Source organism: Chryseobacterium sp. R2ACT005 (genome assembly GCF_049949215.1).
Lineage (GTDB): Bacteria > Bacteroidota > Bacteroidia > Flavobacteriales > Weeksellaceae > Chryseobacterium.
This window is the reverse complement of record NZ_CP188192.1, coordinates 2,669,905-2,690,326: the sequence shown is the minus strand read 5'-3', so window position 1 is coordinate 2,690,326 and position 20,422 is coordinate 2,669,905. Positions and strand designations below refer to the sequence as shown.

Here is a 20,422-nt window from a genome sequence, read left to right as displayed (position 1 = left end):
AAAATTATTCATGAACAAAAAACATATTGTAGTAGTAGGATTGGGAGGTGTAGGCGGTTATTTTGGATTTAAAATAAATCAAGCTAATGAAATTTCCCGGAAATATACCGTTTCCTTTGTTGCCCGTGGAGAAACTTATGAGAAAGTAAAAGATAACGGATTGACTTTGCTGTCTCCTGAACATGCTAATCCGCAGACTCATCCTGATACAATTGTACAGAACATCAGGGAGAGTGAAAATCCTGATCTGGTATTAATTTGTGTAAAAGAATATGACCTTGAAAATGTATGTAAGCAGCTGTTGCCGGTCATCAACAAAGATACCATATTGCTTCCGATGATGAACGGAGCAGATATCTATGACAGAATACGTACCGTTATTCCGGATCATACCGTTCTTCCAACCTGTATTTATGTAGCTTCTCATATTAAAGAGAGAGGAACTGTAGAGCATAAAGGAAAAGCCGGGAAAATGATTGCTGGTAGAGATCCTGAACATTTTTCTGCTCCTGTAGAGTGGATTACCGATCTTTTGAGCGAAAGCAAAATTGACTTTGATTTCAAGGATAATTCATTAAAGGATATCTGGACAAAATTTATTTTCATTGCCAGTTTCGGATTGGTAACGGCAAAGCATAATTCATCCATCGGAACTGTATGTACGGACGAGCAACAGAAGAAGGAAGCGACTGAAATTATGAAAGAAATACAACAGATTGCCGCTAAAAAAGAAATCCATCTTCAGGAAGATATCATTGATAAAACATTCGAAAAAGCTTCTACATTTCCTTTTGAAACGCCTACTTCCTTACAGCTTGATATCCATTCGGGAAAGAAGGATAACGAACTGGAACTATTTGCAGGTGCCATATTGAAATATGGTTCTGAAACAGGTGTAGAAACTTCTTTTACTCAGAAAATCTACACTGAGATTACTGCAAAATAAGTTTTGGATAAAGCCGAAAGAAGAGGAAATATAAGAAGGCGGGTTAAAACCCGCCTCTATTGAAAATTAAATATAAAAGATAGAAATTTTTAGTCGTTTTCCTGTTTCATACTGGTAATCAAACTACTCAATCAGGTACTTAGGCACTATGCATGAACTTTTGCCGGTCCAATAATACTTCCTCTGTTTCCCTGTGATCAGGATCATCTATACAGCAGTCTACAGGACATACAGCTTTACATTGTGGTTCCTCATGAAAACCTTTACATTCCGTACATTTTCCGGAAACGATATAATACACTTCGTCCGAAACAGCCTCATTGTAAGCATCGGCATCACCTTCTGTGCCGTCAGGAAATGTAATATGCCCTGAAAGCTTTGTTTTGTCTTTCCAGCGCCAGTCGATAGCGCCTTCATAAATGGCTGAGTTGGGGCATTCCGGTTCGCAGGCTCCACAGTTGATACAGGCATCCGTTATTTTTATAGCCATATTGTGTATGTTTAGAGGGTTTTTAAAAGGGATTTCTTCAACGTCGGACGATTCAGAAATCCCTGCTAAACTTAATTACAGCAGTTCAACACTGTTCTTTTGAAAATAAGCAGCATAAAGTGTGCTAATTTTTAATTTTAACTCATTAATCTGCAGCAATTTTTACTGACAGTCCATCCATTTGGGCAGTCAGATGAATCTGGCAGGCTAATCTGCTGGTTGTATTGGAGGTAAACAGTTCTGATAACAGAGCTTCCTCGATATCATTTTTTTCAGGAAGAGGGATGGTTTCACTGAGAATAAAACAATGACAGGTGGCGCACATGGCCATCCCTCCACACATCGCTTCCATGGGTAATTCGTAAGCCTTGCAGATATCTTTAAGCGTAAGTCCCATTTCTAAAGGACATAATAATGTATGAGTATTACCGTTTTGGTCGATAACAGTAATGGTAATTTCATTCTCCATAATTCTTAGTCAATAGTAGCTACTACCTGTTTTTCTGCCTGTTTTTTAGTGCCGTCAAAGCCTTCAATTCCACTTACTGTTGTATATTTTAGTACAAATTTTTTATTGGGATTCAAACGCTGATAGATACTTTGGCAGGCAATGGCTGCTTCATGGAACCCGCACAGAATCAGTTTCATTTTATAAGGATAGGTATTGATATCTCCTACAGCATATACCCCTGGAATATTCGTTTGAAAGTCAGCGCTGTTGTCTACTTTTATAGCATTCTTTTCCAGTTCAAGTCCCCAATCAGCCAAAGGTCCTAATTTGGGAACCAGCCCGAACAAAGGGATAAAATAATCTGTTTCAATGGCTTGAATTGTTCCTTCTTTTTCAATAAATATTTTTGTTAAATGATTTTCTCCTTCCACAGCTACCACTTCTGCCGGGGTAATCAGGTTGATTTTTCCATTCTGTTTTAATTTTTTTACCTTTTCAACAGAATCCAGAGCTCCGCGGAATTCATTCCTTCTGTGAATAAGAGTAACGGACGAAGCTATTTCAGTAAGATGAATCGTCCAGTCCAGTGCAGAATCACCACCTCCGGCAATGACCATATGTTTTCCAGTATAATCCTCCGGTCTTTTGATAAAATAGCTGACTCCGCGTTCCTCAAAATCAGAAATATTTTCAATAGGTGGTTTTTTAGGCTCAAAACTTCCCAGACCTCCGGCTATGATAACGGCTTTTGCTCTGTGTTTTGTTCCTTTATCAGTAATCACTTCAAAAAGATTTTCTTCCAGTTTGAGAAGATGTATTGCTGTTTCATTAAATGTAAAGCCCGGTTCAAACTGTTTAATCTGCTCATAAAGATTATCGATGAGTTCTCCGGCCAGTACACTGGGAAATCCGGGAATGTCAAAAATAGGTTTCTTGGGATATAGTTCTGATAACTGGCCTCCCATCTGCGGCAGTGCATCTATAATATGGCAGCGCATTTTGAGAAGGCCGGCTTCAAATACCGTAAATAACCCTGCAGGGCCGGCACCAATGATCAGTATATCTGTTTCTATCATGTTATGAATGGTTTATAGTCGTTTTTTCTATTTTTTTGGAGGTAGCAATGTTGATCAGTTTATCAAACTTACCAGCGTAGAGATCTGAAATTTCAGTGGATTGATCAGTAGTAAATAATGATGATCTTACAATAGGAACACTGAATGGTAATGGCCAGGCACGCAATGATTTGGCAATAGAATCCATGGCATTGATTCCCTGCATTGCCTGCAGACCATCTGCCCAGCATACCAACCCTACAGTTTTATCTGTAAGATAAGGCTCATACCTGTTGGCGGTCACTTCAAGCCAGTCCAGGCAGTTTTTCATCACTCCCGGAATGCTTCCGTGATAAAGAGGAGCCAGCCAGATGTGCAGATCTGCATCAGTGAACATCTGAGTCATGCGTTCTACCGCCAAAGGGGTTTTGGTAAGGGTAACATCAAATAATGGAATGCCGGAGTCAGCAAGGGTAAAAATATCACTCTGAATTCCCAGCATTTTCAGACGTTCTGAAAAATAATCGGAAATCAGTCCAGAAGTAGATTGTGTTCTTCTTTCCAGAGATCCGTTGAATATGATTGCTTTCATTTTTTATTGTTTAAAAATTACTTTGGGTAAACCTATCTCGCCATACATCAGTGTTTTAACTAAAGGTTTCAGAAGTCCTGCAGCTAATAAATAGAGTGCAGGATCATGATAGGTGCTCGCCCGGACGACTACTTTCTGATTTTTATAATGTTTCAGGTCTGCATAGATGAGGCGGCGTTTCCAGAGATCGAGCAGAACTGTTTCTGCATTGTTCAAATCGACATAAGAAGCATAGGGAGAAAGTTTTTCCATAATCAGCATATAGGCCCAGGGCGGGATAATGGCATCCGTAGAACAGATGATTCCTACTGCTTTTTCGTTATAGACAGAAAAATCCACCGCAGCAATTGATTCTTTAAATTCTTTCTCCTTGACAATCATTCCCATAAAAAGATGATCTTTAATATCCAGTTCTACAATTTCCGTTGTAGGCTTGTAGTCTGAAAGGTCAAGAGCAATAATGCCTGAAGCCTTTGCTTTATTGATAAAAGTTTCCTCAGTCATAGTTTATTATATTTGATGTTAATTATCTTACTTTTGATAAAGCCTCTTCATATTTTTTCTCCACAGCAGACCAATCCAGAACAGACCAGAAAGAATCCAGATAATCTGCTCTTTTATTCTGATAGTTCAGATAATAGGCGTGCTCCCACACATCTATTCCAAGAATAGGGAAGCCTCTGTTCATCGAAAGAACATCCATCATTGGGTTATCCTGATTAGGTGTGGAACTAATAGCCAGAGATCCATTGAATTTTACAAAAAGCCATACCCATCCGGACCCGAATTGTGACAGACCTGTTTTTTTCATTTCTGCTTTAAGGTTCTCAAGGCTTCCGAAAGTGGCTGTGATATCATCATGAAGCATACCTTCTGGATTTAGTTTGGGTTGAGAAGAAAGGATTTCCCAGAATAAAGAATGATTATAGTGACCGCCACCATTATTTCTTACAGCAGGACTGTATTCGCTAATTCTTTGAAGCAGTGAGTCAAGGTCGGGATTGATTTCATTGGTTTGTGCCAGTGCAGCATTCAGATTATCTACATATGCCTGATGATGTTTCTGATGGTGAATTGTCATTGTCTCTGTATCTATAAAAGGTGCCAAAGCATCATATGCATAAGGTAATTGGGGTAATGTAAATGGGTTCATCGTATTTATTTTTTTGATTAATGTATGACAAAGGTAAAAATATATTTGAATTAAACAACTTTATGGTTGTTTAATTGAATGTGCGCTTTCAAAATATAACTGGTTGTAAATGTTTGATTTGTCTGTTGTTTTTGGAGGTTATAGAAAATGACTATATTTGTTGTTGAAAAATAAAACAACCTAAATATTGTCAAATGAAGAAGCCGGCTGCTGATCGTATTCTGATGTTTTTAAAGATGAGAGGTGAAGTTACATCACTTCTTATTGCTGAAGAATTGTCGATTACAAAAGAAGGGGCAAGAAAACATTTACTGAATCTTGCTCAGGAAGGATTGATCCGGTCTTCGGTGAAGAGCGAAGGGGTGGGACGCCCATCTGCTTACTATACTCTTACAGAAAAAGGATTGGCTCAGTTTCCTGATACCCATGCAGATGTAACCGTTCAGATTCTGAAATCAGTGAAAAATCTTTTAGGTGAAAATGCCCTGGATTTATTAATCAGTGATCGTGAGAAGAACACTCATGAACGATATGAAAAAGTACTTTCTAAGGCAAAATCTCTGGAACAACGCCTTGAATCCCTGGCAAAAGTACGTAGTGAAGAAGGATATATGGCAGAATGGAAAAAAGAAGGGAAAGATTATTTTCTGATCGAAAACCATTGCCCGATATGTGCTGCAGCAACAGAATGTCAAGGGTTCTGCCGTGCTGAGTTATCCAACTTCCAGTCGCTGATCGGGAAAGAATATACGGTTGAAAGAGTAGATCATATTGTTTCCGGCGGGCAGCGCTGTGTTTATAAAATCAGCCAGTAATTTAATTTATCATTCAAAAAATGGCTTTAAAAGCAGTAATATTTGATATGGATGGAGTCCTGATAGATTCAGAAAAATTCTGGACTCAGGCAGAGCTTGATGTATTTTCATCTTATGGAGTACAGGTCACGGAAGATCTTGCAGCACAAACCAAATACATGACTACTCAGGAAGTAACAGAATTCTGGTATGAAAGATTTCCATGGGAAAATTTTGACGCATCAGATTTAGAAAATAAAGTAGTTTCAAAAGTGATTGAGCTGATACAAACCAAAGACTGTACAATATCCGGCGTGCAGGAATTTATCAGACATCTTAAGAATAAAGAATATAAAATAGGGCTGGCAACCAATGCGCCTTTGCGTGTGGCACATATTGTTCTTGAAAAACTTCAGGTTCGTGATCTGTTTGATACCGTTCATTCCTCCGAATTTGAAACCCAGGGCAAACCTCATCCTGCAGTATATCTTACCTCGGCAAGAAACCTTGGTGTTTCTCCTGAATACTGCATTGCTATTGAAGACAGCCACTCAGGATTAAAAGCAGCAAAAGATGCAGGAATGCAGACCATTGTTTTCACCAATAATGATGAAAGCATTGATTCTGATCTTGCCGACTTTAAAATATTGAACTTTAGCAATGCTTTATTGCCGGTGTTTAGTGAATAGTAAATAATAAATAATGAATGGTGAATAGTGAGTCCGCTTCGCTGTGAATTTTAAAACGTGCTATAAAAATTGACCATTGCCTGCGTAGCAAATTGACGATTGACGTAATTATGAATCACGAATCCCACCTCTCAATACCTCATCAAAATCTCCATCAGCAACAGGATAGAGACCAATTTCTTAGACGACTGATATTCCGGATTCAGCTGTTCGCGGATTTCTCCCAAAGCTTTGCTTAATTTATTACTTACCGTCTTATTGCTGAGTCCCAATGCTTCTGCAGTTTCATTAACAGACATGTTTTTCCGGATTCTCATATCATATACCTGCTGTTCCGTTGAAGGAAGCTGGGCAACCACTTCATCAATCATCGATAATAAAGCATTGATCTCATTTTCTTCAAGAATTTCAAAATAATCTGTATCCGAAATCTCCAATTCATTGGGGATGTCAAACTCGTCAATACTCAGCGTGGGAGGAGCTTTTTTATAACTGTTATAAAAGTCAAGGATACGGTAATGAAGGTGGCGGAGAAGGTAGCCCTTTGCACTTTCTGAGTCGTCGGTTTGTATCGTATCCGTATTCTCTAAAATCTTTACCCATAGGTTCTGAAGGATTTCTTCAGCGATTTCTTTATCACGCGTCCGCACAAAAACAAAGCTATATAGACTATCCCAGTATCGGTCATACAGCAGCATAAATGCAGGGCGGTCGCCTGATTTTATTTTCTTTAATAATGTATAGTCTGTTGGGCTCATATTGTTGATGCAAAATTACCTAAAGGAAAATTAACTTTTTGTGAACTTTGGGTGTGGTAAGATTAAATATTTCTGAAAAACGGGAACAAAATAGTGGGTTAATGTTGGGTAAATGTGAAAAATGGTGAAAATTATTAACAATTTGCTCATAATGTGAATATAACGTTAAGAATGCCCTGGGGAAGTTTTTCATTTTCACTGTCTTATAGATAGAAGTATCTGTGAATACCATGAAAGACTTTATGAAAAATCGTTTAACATATAAAAATATTGAAGCCTTTGTTTTCAAACTTTGGGAACGGGAAGTTTCTGAAGAATCAATTTCTGAAAAGGAAAAAGAACTTTTAACAAAATGGAGAATCCGTACTGAAAAAGATCTGGATGCTATTCATAGAAAAGAATCCAGAGAAAGAGTATTGTCCGGACTGGAGCATTATTTTCCTCAAACAGATCGTATTTCTATACATTCTGTAAAAAGGTTTAAAACACATCTATATAAAATTGCAGCGGTTATTATTCTGCTTTTGTCGTTGGGAGGTATTTTCACATATACAATGTTCATTAAGCCTGATGTTTATCTTGCAAAATCAGAAAACCGTATTGTTCATCTGGAAGACGGCTCTGTGGTTACCCTTTTACCAGGCGCGGAACTTACCGTTGAAAAATCATTTCCTGCTTCTACCAGAATTGTGGATTTAAAAGGAGATGCCATCTTTTCCGTAGCCAAGTCAAAAGTACATCCTTTTGTAGTGCGTGCCGATGGTTTCAGTACTAAAGTTTTGGGAACTGTATTTAAAATCTCACAGTCAGGAAAGAGAAAAGCGGTTGATCTTTATGAAGGGAAGGTGGCTGTATCTTCTCCTGGAGTTCCGGTTTCTTTCCTTAAACCGAATCAGAAATGGACAAATTTCGGGATTGCACGTACTACAGCGGTTATTTCAATACGTCCGGTGAAAAATGCGGCCAAGAAAATTTCTGCAATACTGTCTTTAAGCTTTAACGATGTTCCTTTAAAAGAAGTGGTAGCTGTTCTTGAGAGCAACTACAACACAAAAGTATTATATCCTAAAGATGCTGAAGACAAGAAGATCACTGCTGACTTTACCGGAGGAACGGTAGGCGAAAATATTGAATCACTGGCCTTCATCCTGGGATTGGAAGTACAGAAAAAAGAAAACACCTATATCCTGAAAAAATAAAAAACTACTCAAAAAATTAAATAATCATAATCAAGAGAACACTTTAAGTATGAAAAGTTTGAAATGTGGGATTACCATAGCAGCCTTATTTTTTACTGTAGCCGCAGAAGCACAGGAGCTGGTTCAGAAAGTAACATTTTCTGTACCTGCCAACAGACCGTTGATTGAAGTTTTGGAGGAATTTGCCGGAAAAACAGGAATGAGACTGGCCTATTCTAAGGTAGATATTAAAGAGCTGAAGGTAAAAGGGGTAAAATGCGAAAATACTTCTGTTAACAACTGTCTGAAGGATATTACCAATGGACTTCCTGTTGTGTATCGTCTGCATGGTGATCTTATTTCGATAAAATATGAAAATTCTAACATCTCGGTATTGGGAAACGGACGTATTTCCGGTAAAATAGTGGATGAGGTAGGAAATCCCATTACCGGAGCTGAAATTACTATAGCCCGGAAAACTGTAGTAACAGATAATAACGGAGATTTTACGGTAGATCTTCCCTCCGGAACCTATAACCTTACAATAAAAGCTCCAAAATACAATACGCTGAGAGTTGAAAAACTATCCGTCATTAATAAAGAAACGAGTTCCGTATCATTTGCCCTGAACAAAGCTTCCGATAAAATCACAGATATTAAAGAAGTCGTAATTACCGCCGCCCGTAAAGCAGATACACAGGCAGGACTTCTTGCCCAGCAGAAAAAAGCGGCACAGATGAGTGACGGTATTTCAGCAGAACAGATTTCCAAAACACCGGACAGCGATGTAGGAGGAACTCTGAAAAGAGTAACAGGAATTACCACTATCGATAATAAATATGTAGTCGTAAGATCTATGGGTGAACGATGGAATACGGCAGCCATGGACGGAATCAACCTGCCCAGTACGGAAGCTTATAATCAGAATTTCTCCTTTGATATCATTCCTACAGCCATGGTGGAAAGTGTAGTAGTGAGTAAATCTGCAACACCTGATATGAACGCCAGCTTTGCAGGAGGTTATGTAGAAGTGAGAACCAAAGATATTCCCAATGAAAATTTTACGACCGTAACAATGGGAACTTCTTATAATGATCAGTCGGCATTTAAAGAATTCCTGACACGCAAACGGGGAAAGTATGATTATTTCGGATATGATGACGGGAGCAGAGATTTCCCTAAAGGACTGGAAGCCGTGAACTGGACGGATCCGAAATTTTTTGAACAGTCCAAACAATTTACCAATGATAATTTCAGCACCTATAAAACCAGAGGTGATATGGGATCTAACATACAACTGGCCCTGGGAAGGACTTACGCGCTTAAAAACAATAATAAATGGGGATTTGCCGGAGCATTTGTCATCAGAAACGAACAGAATAAACTGGATATAGACCATACGGGAAGAGGAAACTGGCTGGATACTACAGGAATGCCGGATGCAAACGGGCAGATTCCGTTTTACAATTTCAAAAACAGCGGAGCTTCCTACAATTATAATTCTACGCTCGCTGGGATGTTGAATTTCGGGTTACAGCTGGGCAAAAATAGAATTTCATTCCGTAATTCATATACCCATATTTTTGATAATACTTTGACAAGAGTTACAGGATGGAATGAATACTCAACCGGGAGCGGAATGGCTGCCAATGCTGAACTAGCCTATAATTATTTTTATAACGGAGTTATTCCCAATAATGATCCGGCTCAGATCAAAACATTAGACAGACCTTATACCGATAATACCAATTACCCGATTTTTCAGACCCTTTTGCAAAATAAGCTGGAAGGAAGTCATAAAATAGGAAATACAGAGATTAGTTGGTTTGGAGCCCGCACAGGAGTTTCTTCCGATACCAAAGATTATACACAGTATATCACCCGGTATGATTTTATCGGAAATGAAATTTTAGCCTTTCATAAGATCTATAATTCCGGAGCAGATTTCTACAGAGGATATATTGAAAACAGAGAAACAGACTACAACTATGGAGCTTCCGTGAAATGGGATATGGACGCAGGAAGCTTTAAAAATACTATTAAAACCGGATATGCCGGAGCTATAAAAAACAATACCAACCAACAGCAGAAGTTTTTTCTTCGTGTTGATGAAAACCGGGACGTTCCCAATAGCGAGAAGAACTATTTGACGATGTATGGTTCGCTTGCTGACTGGTTTAATGGCTCCCATTATGTTCCGGGTGGTATTGGCTGGGAAACCAGAGGACTTTATAAAAATGACAAATATGAAGGAGAAGTTAATCAGCATGCCGTATATGTTATGTTTGACAACCGTTGGAAGAAGTTAAGATTGGTATGGGGGCTTCGTGCAGAATATTTTAAGTACAATATGATTTCTCAACAGCTGGATCCTTCAGATTCCAAGTATATCATGAGAACTGCGATAGAAGATAAACCATGGCAATGGATGCCTTCTGTGAATTTTACATACAGTCCTACCAATAAAATCAACCTGAGACTTGCTTATAATAAATCAGTAATACGCCCTCAGTTTAATGAAAGAACAGGATTGCCCTATTTTGATCCAATCGCCAATGGGTTGATTTACAATACAGAAATGAGTTCTTCAGTCATTAATAATTATGATTTCAAATTTGAATGGTTTCCAGGACTGGGCGAGATATTTTCTGCAGGATTATATTATAAAAATATAGACAGACCTATCGAACGTGAAGGCCATATTTCCAGTGAAGGAAATCTTTTCTTATACAACGGAAATTCAAAAAATGCAAAGCTGATAGGAGTGGAGGCCGAAGTGAGAAAAAGTTTAGGCTTTATTGCAGACGGAACTTTTCTGGAAAAGCTTTTCATAAGCGGAAACTTTACCTATAACCATACGAAAGTAGTGGCCTTTAAAGACCTGTATAAAACAGGTAATAATGATGAAACCTATGAAGTGAAACGACCGCTTTACGGACAGACTCCTTATGCCTACAACCTTGGATTGGTCTATGATGGAAGCCGTCTGGGACTAAGCTTTTTGTATAACGCGAAAGGAGATCAGTACATCACGGTAGGATATGCTTACAAAGGAGAGGAAATACAGCGTCCGTATGCTGTAGCCGATGCACAGCTTTCTTATAAATTCCTTCGTAACAGAAACTTTGAAGTGAAATTTAATGTAAGAAACCTCTTCAACAGGGTGAAGGAATATTATAACAACTTCAATTCTTATCTCGCTGCCAAAAATGGAGGAGGAAGTAACGTTGGTACAGAAAGAGAAGCATGGGATCTTCTTCCGGGAGCAACAGATAAGTATGATAAAAATATTGATAAGATCATGTTTCGGGCGTACAGCGGAAGAATGTTCAGCCTAAGTGTGAATTATACTTTTTAAAAGAAGACACCAAATGTAAATATAAAAAGAGCTCAGGATAGCACCGTACAGGTTTCGGTAACCTGATCAAAGACTGGAAGAATACTGATGAAGCGCACAGCAGTACCGGTTCAGAAAAAAACCGAGCGTTAATGGCTTTTCCCAGGTATTAGCGGTTTCTATGGGAACTTCCCCAATGCAGCTCCTCCTGCAGTGACGGATGAATTCTAAAAACCAAATCGAAGGAATAGAGAGGCAGATATTCCTGAATATTAAAAAACTGATCTGGTATAAAATAATACGACCGGATTTATTAAAAATTATAACAATGAAAAGACTAACTCTAATTGCAGTGGCAGCATTTTCTCTTACAGCTTGTCAAAACGATCAACTGGCGGATTCATCATCTCCATTCGAAATGAAATCTACTTCTGCTGAGTACCTTACAGCTTCGGCTCTTCCGGTAACCAGCGTAAGTGGTGCTATTACTACAAATACTACATGGAGCGGTGTAGTTGAATTAGATGGAGTTGTAACCGTAAAAAATGGTGCTACACTAACAATCCAGCCGGGTACATTCATTAAAGCTAAACCAAACACAAGCAATACTGCTACAGGAGTTTTGGTAATTGCTAAAACAGGAAAAATCAATGCAGCAGGTACTGAAGCACAGCCAATCATCTTCACAAGCTACAAATTGCTGGACGGAAATGAAGATACAACTGCTGCTCCTGGTGATTTCGGAGGTGTTATCATATTAGGAGATGCTCCTACCAACACTCCTTTCACAAAAACAATTGAAGGATTATCTGGTCCTGATTTCTATTACGGAGGTACTAATGCTTCTCACAACGGAGGAACATTTAAGTATGTACGTATTGAGTTTGCAGGATTCGATCTTTTAGCTCCAAACTCAGGAAACGAAATCAACGGACTTACTTTAGGAGGAGTAGGAAACGGAACTACTCTAGATCATATTCAGGTATCTTTCGGAAAAGATGACTCTTTTGAATTCTTCGGTGGTACTGTAAACGCTTCAAACCTTGTTTCTTTCGCTGCGGATGATGATAACTTCGATTTTGATAACGGATATACAGGAACTATTACTTGTGCTCTTGCTTTGGCAGATTACAACTCTACACACAGTCTTAGCGGATCAAGCCCGGATTCTAACGGTATCGAGCTTGATAACAACGCAGACGGTTCTTCTACATCATTGTTGACTCACCCGGTTATCAACAACCTTACGATCGTTGGTTCTAAGAACTCTGCTAAAGGTGCTTTGTATGAAAACGGTATCCACATCAGAAGACACGGAAGATTAACATTAAATAACGCTGTGGTTACAGGTTACCCTGTGGGTATCAAAGTAGAAGGTACAGGTTCTGAACTTTCTTCAGCTTCAGCATACAACACAATCCAGATTCACGGATTTACAACTTCAGTTACAGGTACAGGAACAGCAGGAATCCCTGCAGCTAATCTGGCGACTGGTACTCCTGCATCTCTATGGGGTATGAGCCAGCCTTTCTTCAACGAAGGTGGTTGGAATGTATCTCCAAGAAACTGTGGAAACTTCCAGGGACTTTGGACAAAATACAATTTCTCCATTGTAGAATAATAAAAACTTTAAAAAAGCAGGGAACAGCACATGCTGATTCCTTGCTTTTACTTCAAAAACCTTAATAATCAGCATTATGAAAAAAATAATTTTATCATCTGTTCTGTTTTTATCTCACATGGCTGCAGCACAGTCTCTGGTATGGGGAAATTCTTTTGATACTCCTGCTGACCTTCAGGGATGGACTTTCCATGATTTGAACAACAATAGCAACGGATGGGTACAGGGGCAGAACATCTATCACAACGGAACATCCTTAGCATATGGAACTGCCGGCGTTCTTCGTCACTCTATCAGTTTGGTTCCAAGTGGAAGTGTTACAGGATTTGGGGCAGAAAATGACTGGATTATTTCTCCTCAGATTGATCTTACCAATACTGCAGGAACTGTTACTCTGGCTGCCTATATCGGGAGACAGAGATCTACTCATACTATTGTTGCCAGAGAACTTTTTATCTATGTAAGCACCCCACAGAAAGAAGTTCCTACATTATCAGATTTTCAGGCAATGACCGTAGATGCAAGTGGAAATGATGTTCAGAGTATTTATAAAATACAGGTAGGTGACTCAGCCAATCCTTTTCCGGCTGATCTTACCCAGTTTGTAGAATCCCTTGTAGATCTTTCTGCTTTTGCAGGGAAGAAAATCTATATCGGAATGTGGTCAAACAGAAAAGCAAGCGGAAATAATGTCCAGAATATCAATATTGATGAAATGGGAATCTACGCTACTTCATTTTTGGGAACTAAGGATGTAAAAAGAAACAAAATTGTAACACAAATAGCAGAAAATCCGGTAAAAGAATCTCTACAGCTGCAGCTTAATCCGGCATTGAAAGAAAATATGACGGTGGTAAACATTTACAGCGCAGCAGGACAAAAAGTACTTACCGCTCAGTATTCTAAAGCGATCAATACAACAAGTCTTACATCTGGAGCTTATATAGCCGAAATTACAGATGGAAAGACTACGGAAAGGTTGAAGTTTATTAAAAAATAACCCTTCTTCTCTTAGAAACTGATTTTAGAAACACCATGAATTTTTAATATAAGATAATGGATAGTATTTGATAAAGACTATCCAGAACATATCCAACTAGTTTTTTTATAATTATATATTGCCCTGCTCTCGGGTAGGGCAATATTTTTAAGTTTTACAATGAAATAATTGAAGAAAGATGAACAGAATCTTTGCATTACTACTATTATTTACTGCACTGTTTTCATGCACAGACAACAACACGATGGAGTTGTATGATAAGGTACAGAAACCCGGAGAGGTTAACATCAAAGGATTTTCCAAGCCTGATGTCCTTCAGCTGAGGTTGAATGGAGCATCTGTATCCATTGACGGAAAAACGTCCTATACCAATAAAATAGAAACCCAGCTTCAGTTTGTTCTGGATCAGGGTGAAACCAATAAGCTGTCTGTATATAATAATGAAACAGGTACCGAAATTGCAAAATACAATATTACTTATGACAATATAAATGATTATAAAAACTTATACTTTTTCAATCTTCCGGGGATTTATCTGCAGACTTATGCGGTAAAACCTCAGGTTAATCTTGGAAAAGTTGGGTTTGAATTTATTTTCCCTAATCTTGGCGAATTTTCCGGAACCACCCTGAAAGATGTGAAAGGCGTTCTGAAAAGAGAAAATGGAGTGGTGCTGGCAGAATTTGACAACATTGGGAAAGACAATTTTACCGCAGTGAAAATCTATAGTTTTTTCAGTTCTGCAGCTCTGGTATACCTGGAATTGTACAAACCCGGAACTGCGGAGCCTTATTCCGGATCTAAAATGATTCAGGTAAAATTGAAACAGCACACAGGGGCAAACATGATTGTTCTTCAGGAAAAAATGGAAAATGGAGAATGGGTGGTAAAAGGAGATATTGATGTCGCAGAATATCTGTAATTGCGTATGAAAAATTTTTTTAAACTTCAATGCATTGCCATCGCAGTCTTTCTCATTTCGTGTACGAATAATAATGACGAAAGCGCACCTGTTTTTCCGGAAGGAAGTACAGAATCTGTGAATCTCTGGGTTCAGGACAGTATGAAACGGTACTATTATTGGGCAGATCAGATGCCTGCAAAACCAGATTACCGCCTTCCCGTAAAAGATTTTTTTAAAAGTCTGCTTTCTTCCCAGGATCGGTTTTCTTTCATGGTCAATACTGAAGATTCTTCTACCTATCCACGTTCCATAAGGAATATGTACGGTTTTGATTATACCGTTGCCAAGCTTGCCAATAACCAGGTTGTTACAATCGTTAAGCTGGTTCTTCAAAATTCTCCGGCCTTCAATGCAGGGCTGGAACGGGGAATGATTATGACCAAAATCAATGGAAAAGTTATTACAGCAGCGAATGCAGAATCAATGGCCGCATCTATTAAAGACCAGACTGTTGTAGACCTCACCGTAGGAAAATGGCAGAATGGAGCGGTTGCTGATGAAAAAAATATTACCGTTTACTATGGCTTCTCTTTTGAACAGCCCATTTTATCTAAAGTTTTTGAGAAAAATGGTAAAAAAGCAGGATACCTGTATATCTACGATTTCCCAGACGGAATGACACAAACTCTTAACCAGAAGTTTGCAGAATTTAAGGCTGCCGGAGTACAGGAACTCATTCTTGATCTCCGCTATAACTATGGAGGTTCGGTGTCCTCTGCAGCGGCTCTTTGCTTACTGATTCCTTCAGGGCTGTCGTCTGGTTCGCCATTCATCATTTTTAAAGGAAATAAAAACGGAGGAGAAGTAAAAAGAACATTTGCCCAGCAGATCGCTTATGATCCCAAAGCTCTTGATTTTACTACTTTACGTGCCAATGCATTGGGACTACAGAAAGTATTTATTCTTACATCCAACAGTACAGCATCTGCAGCGGAAATTGTCATCAACAATCTGAAGCCGTATATGCAGGTTATTCAGATCGGAGATACTACGCTGGGTAAAGACATGGCCGGATTTGTAGTGGAAGATAAGCGGAAACCGAGAAAAATTTCCTGGCAGATTCATCCGGTAATTTATAAAGTATTTAATGCCAGCGGAGCCGGAGAATACAGCAATGGAATTTCTCCACAGATCATGGTCAACGAATATGCCGGGCTGCCACTATTACCGTTGGGCGATCCTAATGAAACCCTTATTTCTTCTGCCCTTAACGGAGGCTATTTCAAATCTGCAGTTCAGGAAAAGAACGGAAGCGTAAAAATTCTATATCAGAGTGATGTACCTCCGGTGATGATGGAAAAATAGAATTTGGATTGAAAAGACAAAGAAAGAAAATGAATGTCAATATTTTAAACCATTAAGAAGCTTGAAGAAATAAAGTATAGTTAAGATCAATCATTCTGATCTTAAGTTAAAGCGAAGATTGATCTTAATAATCTTAATAATCTTAACACCTTAATACAATCTTAATGGTTCAAGAAAAATTAAAAGGTTTATTTAACTAATAAAAAATAATATATTGAATAGTAAAAGGATAAAATCTTTTGCCCTTTTACTATTCAGGAACACCATAAAATCACAAAATCATGCAGGGAATAGAACCGAAACTTCACATGAACCTGACCAGCCGTATTGAATATTACCGACTATTGATAGAAGCTGCAGAAGATCCTGAAAGCCAGCCTTCGGATGTAGCGACGCAGATTTCAGAGCTGGGTCATCTGTATGAAGAATATCTGCTTAATAAAAAGAATCTGGAGAACAGCATCAAAAACTATCGGCAGTATCATAATGATTTACGGAAAAACCTTACCGTAAGACTTCGGGAACTTAGAAGAAAAGCAAGACAGAAATAATACCTGAAATTTACTTTATCAGCTGATTTTACAATGAAATTCTTACCTTTATGACATCAAGCTGAAGGATGACAGGTTTATGAATTTTAATCACACAGAACTTTCCGGTTATTTGCATCTATTATGGCAGTTTTCCTGGCCGAAGTGGATCATATTCAGCCTTATCATTAACGGTTTTCTGTACCTGTTTTCTATAGGATTATATGTTTTCATTGAAAAAACGTGCCGTAAAAGTCAGCTGCAGGAAAAAAATCATCCCGTCACAAGATCCGATTTCTACCTCAGTCTCTTTACCATAATCTGCAACACTTTTGTTATGCTGCTGGGAGTTTTCTTATGGAAAAACGGATGGATTGTACTTGGAGAAACTCAATCAGTAGTCAGGATCATAGCAGAAGTTGCGGCTTTGCTTCTTTTGATGGATCTTCTGATGTATTTCTTTCATTATGGAGCCCATTTGCCTTTTATCTACAAAATACTGCATAGAAAACATCACGAGCATGTAAGTACCAATTTTCTGAGTCTTTTTGTTCTGCATCCTTTTGAAACAATTGGATTTGGATTGATGATGCTTGCTTTGCTTATTGGATATCATTTTTCTGTAATTTCTATTTCCATTTATCTTATGCTGAACCTTATCTGGGGAACCATAGGGCATCTGAACAGAGAGTTTTTTCCGGCCTCATTTGACCGTTTATTCGTAGGAACAACAAGATTTCATAATCAGCATCATCTGGATGAAAGCAAAAACTTTGGATTTTATACCTCCATCTGGGATAGGGTATTTGGAACCTATAAGTAGGAAAAGTATTATAATTTTACATGATTCAGCACTTTGCTTAGCAGGTAATTGAAATTTTCCAGTTCTTTAGAAGTCAGTATAGAAGCCGTCTGTCCGGTAATATTTTTACGGAAAGTTTCCGAATTTTCTATAATAAACCTTCCCTTATCCGTTACTGAAAGATTGAATTTCCGATGATCTGTTTCTTCCTGTTTCTTAATAATCAAATCATGACTGATCAGAAATTTCAACTGCTTCGAGATGGCTGCCTGGCTGATATTAAATGCTGTTGAAATTTCCCTTCCTGTGGCTGTTTCTTTTCTTAAAATAAATTCAATGATATTATAATGAGCAGCCGTTACTCCATTGATATTTCCCCGGTTCATATGAGCCAGAATAAGACATTGGAAATTTGTAAATGTGTTAAAAAACTCTTTTTCAATGGGTTTCATGATAAATATACTTAACTTAGTTAATTGTTAACAAAGTTAAGTATTTTAAAATGGAAAATATAGAAATTACCAATGCCCGGCAAAATAATCTCAAAAATATTTCCATAAAAGTTCCAAAATATAAGATCGTGGTTTTTACGGGAGTATCAGGATCCGGGAAATCTTCATTGGTTTTTGAAACCATTGGAGCAGAAGCTCAAAGGCAGATTAATGAGACCCAGAACAGTTTTATCAGAAACCGTCTGCAGCATTATGGTCTGCCTGACGTAGATAAAATTGAAAACCTGAATGTTCCTATCATCATCAATCAAAAGCGGTTAGGAGGAAATGCCAGATCTACCGTGGGGACGGCAGCTGATGTGTCTGCTTCCTTAAGGCTGCTATTTTCGAGAATGGGAAAACCCTTTGTAGGATATTCCAACGTTTTTTCATTTAATCACCCACAGGGAATGTGCCCGGAATGTGAGGGGCTGGGTTTTGTTCAGACCCTGGACGTGAATGCTTTAATTGATCGTGAAAAATCTTTACATGAAGGTGCAATCCGTTTTCCGACCTTCCAGCCGGGTGGATGGCGTTTAACAAGATATACTTTGTCCGGCTATTTTGATAATGATAAAAAGCTGAAAGATTTTACTGAAAAAGAATGGGAGATTCTGTTGCACGCACCTGAACATAAGCCTAAGCATCCACATAAAGAATGGAGGAAAACTGTAAAATACGAAGGAATTGTTCCAAGAATAGAAAAAGCGTTCCTGAAAAAAGATTCTAAAGAAAACATCACAAGAAAAGATGCACTGAAGAATATTGTCATCACAAAAACCTGTCCCTCATGTGAAGGAAAACGATTGAATGAAAAAATACTGTCCTGTAAGATCAAAGGAAAAAGTATTGCAGATTGTATGGCACTTTCCGTGGATGAACTGCTTGAGTTTATTACTTCGCTGGATTCAAAACCATATGAAGTTATCATCAAAGAACTTTCAGCAAAACTCCAGAATATGATGACCATCGGGTTGCAGTATCTGACTCTTGACAGGAGTACCAACACCCTTTCCGGAGGAGAGTCTCAACGTATAAAAATGGTGCGGAGTCTTGGAAACAGTCTGATAGATCTTTTATATATTTTTGATGAGCCCAGTATCGGTCTTCATCCAAAAGATCTCCAGAATATTATCACCATTATACAGCAGATCAGGGATAAAGGAAATTCTGTCTTAATTGTAGAACATGATCCGGACCTGATAAAAATGGCAGACCATATTATTGATATAGGCCCGGGTTCAGGAAGAAATGGAGGAGAAGTGGTATATGAAGGGACATTTAAAAACTTAAAGACCTCAACTGGCAAAACAGGTTCTTATTTTGCAAGGAAACCATCTATAAAGCAAAAATTCAGAAAGCCTGATGGCTATCTGGAAATTAAAAGTGCCAACAGGTACAATCTTAAAAATGTGACTGTAAGTATTCCGACCGGAGTAATGACAGTTGTAACTGGCGTTGCAGGATCCGGTAAAAGTACGCTTATTAATCGTATTCTGCCGGAGCTTTATCCTGATGTGACCATTATTGATCAATCTTTATTTGCTGCAAGTGCCCGTTCCAATTTGCTTACGTATCTGGGGATATCAGATATTGTGCGCAGGCTTTTTGCACAATCTAATCATGTTTCAGACAAACTGTTCAGCAGAAATAGCGAAGGAGCCTGTAAAAACTGCAAAGGATTGGGAACAGAAAAGATTGATCTTGCTTTTATGGATGATATTGAGCAGCCTTGTGAGGTTTGCGGAGGTTCAGGATTTGATCCTGATGTGCTGCAATACAGATACAATGGAAAAACAATTGTGGAAGTTATGAATATGACAGTTTCTGAAGCAGTATCTTTTTTTAAAGAAGAACCTGTTCTCAAAAATTTTGACCTGCTGATACAACTGGGACTTGACTATCTGACTCTTGGACAAAGACTGGATAGCTTTTCCGGAGGTGAAAGACAGCGCCTGAAACTGACAAGAGAGCTGAAAAACACCAATCAGATCATTATTCTTGACGAGCCGAGTACAGGGCTGCATCCAAGTGATACACAAAAACTGTTGACTTTTTTTAACGGTCTTGTAGATCAGAATAATACGCTGATTGTCATAGAACATAATCTTGATATTATTTCACAGGCAGACTGGATTATTGATATGGGGCCCGGTGCCGGAAAATTTGGAGGGAAAGTATTGTTTGAAGGTACTCCGCCGGAGCTGTTGGAAAACAAAATATCATTTACCGCAGAGTTTCTGAAGAAACATATTCAGTAAGATAA

Annotated in this window: 20 protein-coding genes; 12 read left to right on the top strand and 8 right to left on the bottom strand. The window is 38.4% G+C overall.

The features are described 5' to 3' along the window. Positions 1-10 precede the first annotated feature (10 nt). The gene (locus tag ACPF63_RS12325) at positions 11-946 is read left to right on the top strand and encodes a ketopantoate reductase family protein (RefSeq protein WP_426480096.1); all 936 of its coding nucleotides are present in this window, start codon (positions 11-13) and stop codon (positions 944-946) included. A 139-nt stretch (positions 947-1,085) separates the two neighbouring features. Here the strand turns inward: ACPF63_RS12325 and ACPF63_RS12320 are convergent, their stop codons facing one another. The 6 genes from ACPF63_RS12320 to ACPF63_RS12295 form a co-directional block, all read right to left on the bottom strand. Then, positions 1,086-1,436 carry a 4Fe-4S dicluster domain-containing protein gene (locus tag ACPF63_RS12320; protein ID WP_077414683.1) on the bottom strand — a complete coding sequence of 117 codons (351 nt, stop codon included), beginning with the start codon at positions 1,434-1,436 and terminating at the stop codon, positions 1,086-1,088. Between the two features lie 145 nt (positions 1,437-1,581). Beyond that, a complete protein-coding gene (locus tag ACPF63_RS12315) occupies positions 1,582-1,905 on the bottom strand; it encodes a 2Fe-2S iron-sulfur cluster-binding protein (protein WP_426480095.1) in 324 nt (107 codons plus the stop codon). Positions 1,906-1,910: 5 nt separating this feature from the next. After that, the gene (locus ACPF63_RS12310; RefSeq protein ID WP_426480094.1) at positions 1,911-2,963 is read right to left on the bottom strand and encodes an NAD(P)/FAD-dependent oxidoreductase; all 1,053 of its coding nucleotides are present in this window, start codon (positions 2,961-2,963) and stop codon (positions 1,911-1,913) included. Position 2,964: 1 nt separating this feature from the next. Further along, positions 2,965-3,534 (bottom strand): NADPH-dependent FMN reductase, encoded by a 570-nt coding sequence (locus ACPF63_RS12305; RefSeq protein WP_426480093.1) that lies wholly within the window; start codon positions 3,532-3,534, stop codon positions 2,965-2,967. Between the two features lie 3 nt (positions 3,535-3,537). Continuing rightward, on the bottom strand, positions 3,538-4,038 hold the full coding sequence (locus ACPF63_RS12300; RefSeq protein ID WP_426480092.1) for a DUF2480 family protein: 501 nt from the start codon (positions 4,036-4,038) through the stop codon (positions 3,538-3,540). A 22-nt stretch (positions 4,039-4,060) separates the two neighbouring features. Then, positions 4,061-4,687: a superoxide dismutase gene (locus ACPF63_RS12295; protein ID WP_426480091.1), complete on the bottom strand. Its 627-nt coding sequence runs from the start codon at positions 4,685-4,687 to the stop codon at positions 4,061-4,063. 194 nt (positions 4,688-4,881) lie between these two features. Between ACPF63_RS12295 and ACPF63_RS12290 the strand changes: the two genes are divergently transcribed. Continuing rightward, positions 4,882-5,502 (top strand): helix-turn-helix transcriptional regulator, encoded by a 621-nt coding sequence (locus tag ACPF63_RS12290; protein WP_426480090.1) that lies wholly within the window; start codon positions 4,882-4,884, stop codon positions 5,500-5,502. Positions 5,503-5,522: 20 nt separating this feature from the next. Further along, positions 5,523-6,170: a hexitol phosphatase HxpB gene (gene hxpB, locus ACPF63_RS12285; protein ID WP_426480089.1), complete on the top strand. Its 648-nt coding sequence runs from the start codon at positions 5,523-5,525 to the stop codon at positions 6,168-6,170. A 131-nt stretch (positions 6,171-6,301) separates the two neighbouring features. Here the strand turns inward: hxpB and ACPF63_RS12280 are convergent, their stop codons facing one another. Beyond that, on the bottom strand, positions 6,302-6,928 hold the full coding sequence (locus tag ACPF63_RS12280; RefSeq protein ID WP_426480088.1) for an RNA polymerase sigma factor: 627 nt from the start codon (positions 6,926-6,928) through the stop codon (positions 6,302-6,304). Between the two features lie 242 nt (positions 6,929-7,170). Between ACPF63_RS12280 and ACPF63_RS12275 the strand changes: the two genes are divergently transcribed. From ACPF63_RS12275 to ACPF63_RS12240, 8 genes are all read left to right on the top strand, one after another. Further along, positions 7,171-8,127, top strand: a complete 957-nt coding sequence (locus tag ACPF63_RS12275; protein ID WP_426480087.1) for a FecR family protein — start codon at positions 7,171-7,173, stop codon at positions 8,125-8,127. Between the two features lie 49 nt (positions 8,128-8,176). Beyond that, positions 8,177-11,464, top strand: a complete 3,288-nt coding sequence (locus tag ACPF63_RS12270; protein WP_426480086.1) for a TonB-dependent receptor domain-containing protein — start codon at positions 8,177-8,179, stop codon at positions 11,462-11,464. A gap of 307 nt (positions 11,465-11,771) precedes the next feature. Then, positions 11,772-13,064 (top strand): hypothetical protein, encoded by a 1,293-nt coding sequence (locus ACPF63_RS12265; protein WP_426480085.1) that lies wholly within the window; start codon positions 11,772-11,774, stop codon positions 13,062-13,064. 76 nt (positions 13,065-13,140) lie between these two features. After that, the gene (locus tag ACPF63_RS12260) at positions 13,141-14,064 is read left to right on the top strand and encodes a T9SS type A sorting domain-containing protein (protein WP_426480084.1); all 924 of its coding nucleotides are present in this window, start codon (positions 13,141-13,143) and stop codon (positions 14,062-14,064) included. 178 nt (positions 14,065-14,242) lie between these two features. Beyond that, positions 14,243-14,986 carry a hypothetical protein gene (locus tag ACPF63_RS12255; RefSeq protein WP_426480083.1) on the top strand — a complete coding sequence of 248 codons (744 nt, stop codon included), beginning with the start codon at positions 14,243-14,245 and terminating at the stop codon, positions 14,984-14,986. 6 nt (positions 14,987-14,992) lie between these two features. Continuing rightward, complete coding sequence (locus tag ACPF63_RS12250) at positions 14,993-16,333, top strand: S41 family peptidase (protein ID WP_426480082.1); 1,341 nt, start codon at positions 14,993-14,995, stop codon at positions 16,331-16,333. Positions 16,334-16,614: 281 nt separating this feature from the next. After that, entirely contained in the window at positions 16,615-16,884 is a 270-nt protein-coding gene (locus ACPF63_RS12245) for a hypothetical protein (protein WP_077414659.1), read from the top strand. Between the two features lie 79 nt (positions 16,885-16,963). Then, the gene (locus tag ACPF63_RS12240; RefSeq protein ID WP_426480081.1) at positions 16,964-17,686 is read left to right on the top strand and encodes a sterol desaturase family protein; all 723 of its coding nucleotides are present in this window, start codon (positions 16,964-16,966) and stop codon (positions 17,684-17,686) included. An 8-nt stretch (positions 17,687-17,694) separates the two neighbouring features. Here the strand turns inward: ACPF63_RS12240 and ACPF63_RS12235 are convergent, their stop codons facing one another. Continuing rightward, positions 17,695-18,117, bottom strand: coding sequence for a MarR family winged helix-turn-helix transcriptional regulator (locus ACPF63_RS12235; protein ID WP_426480080.1), 423 nt, complete (start codon positions 18,115-18,117; stop codon positions 17,695-17,697). Positions 18,118-18,167: 50 nt separating this feature from the next. Between ACPF63_RS12235 and ACPF63_RS12230 the strand changes: the two genes are divergently transcribed. Further along, entirely contained in the window at positions 18,168-20,417 is a 2,250-nt protein-coding gene (locus tag ACPF63_RS12230; protein WP_426480079.1) for an ATP-binding cassette domain-containing protein, read from the top strand. Positions 20,418-20,422: the final 5 nt, after the last annotated feature.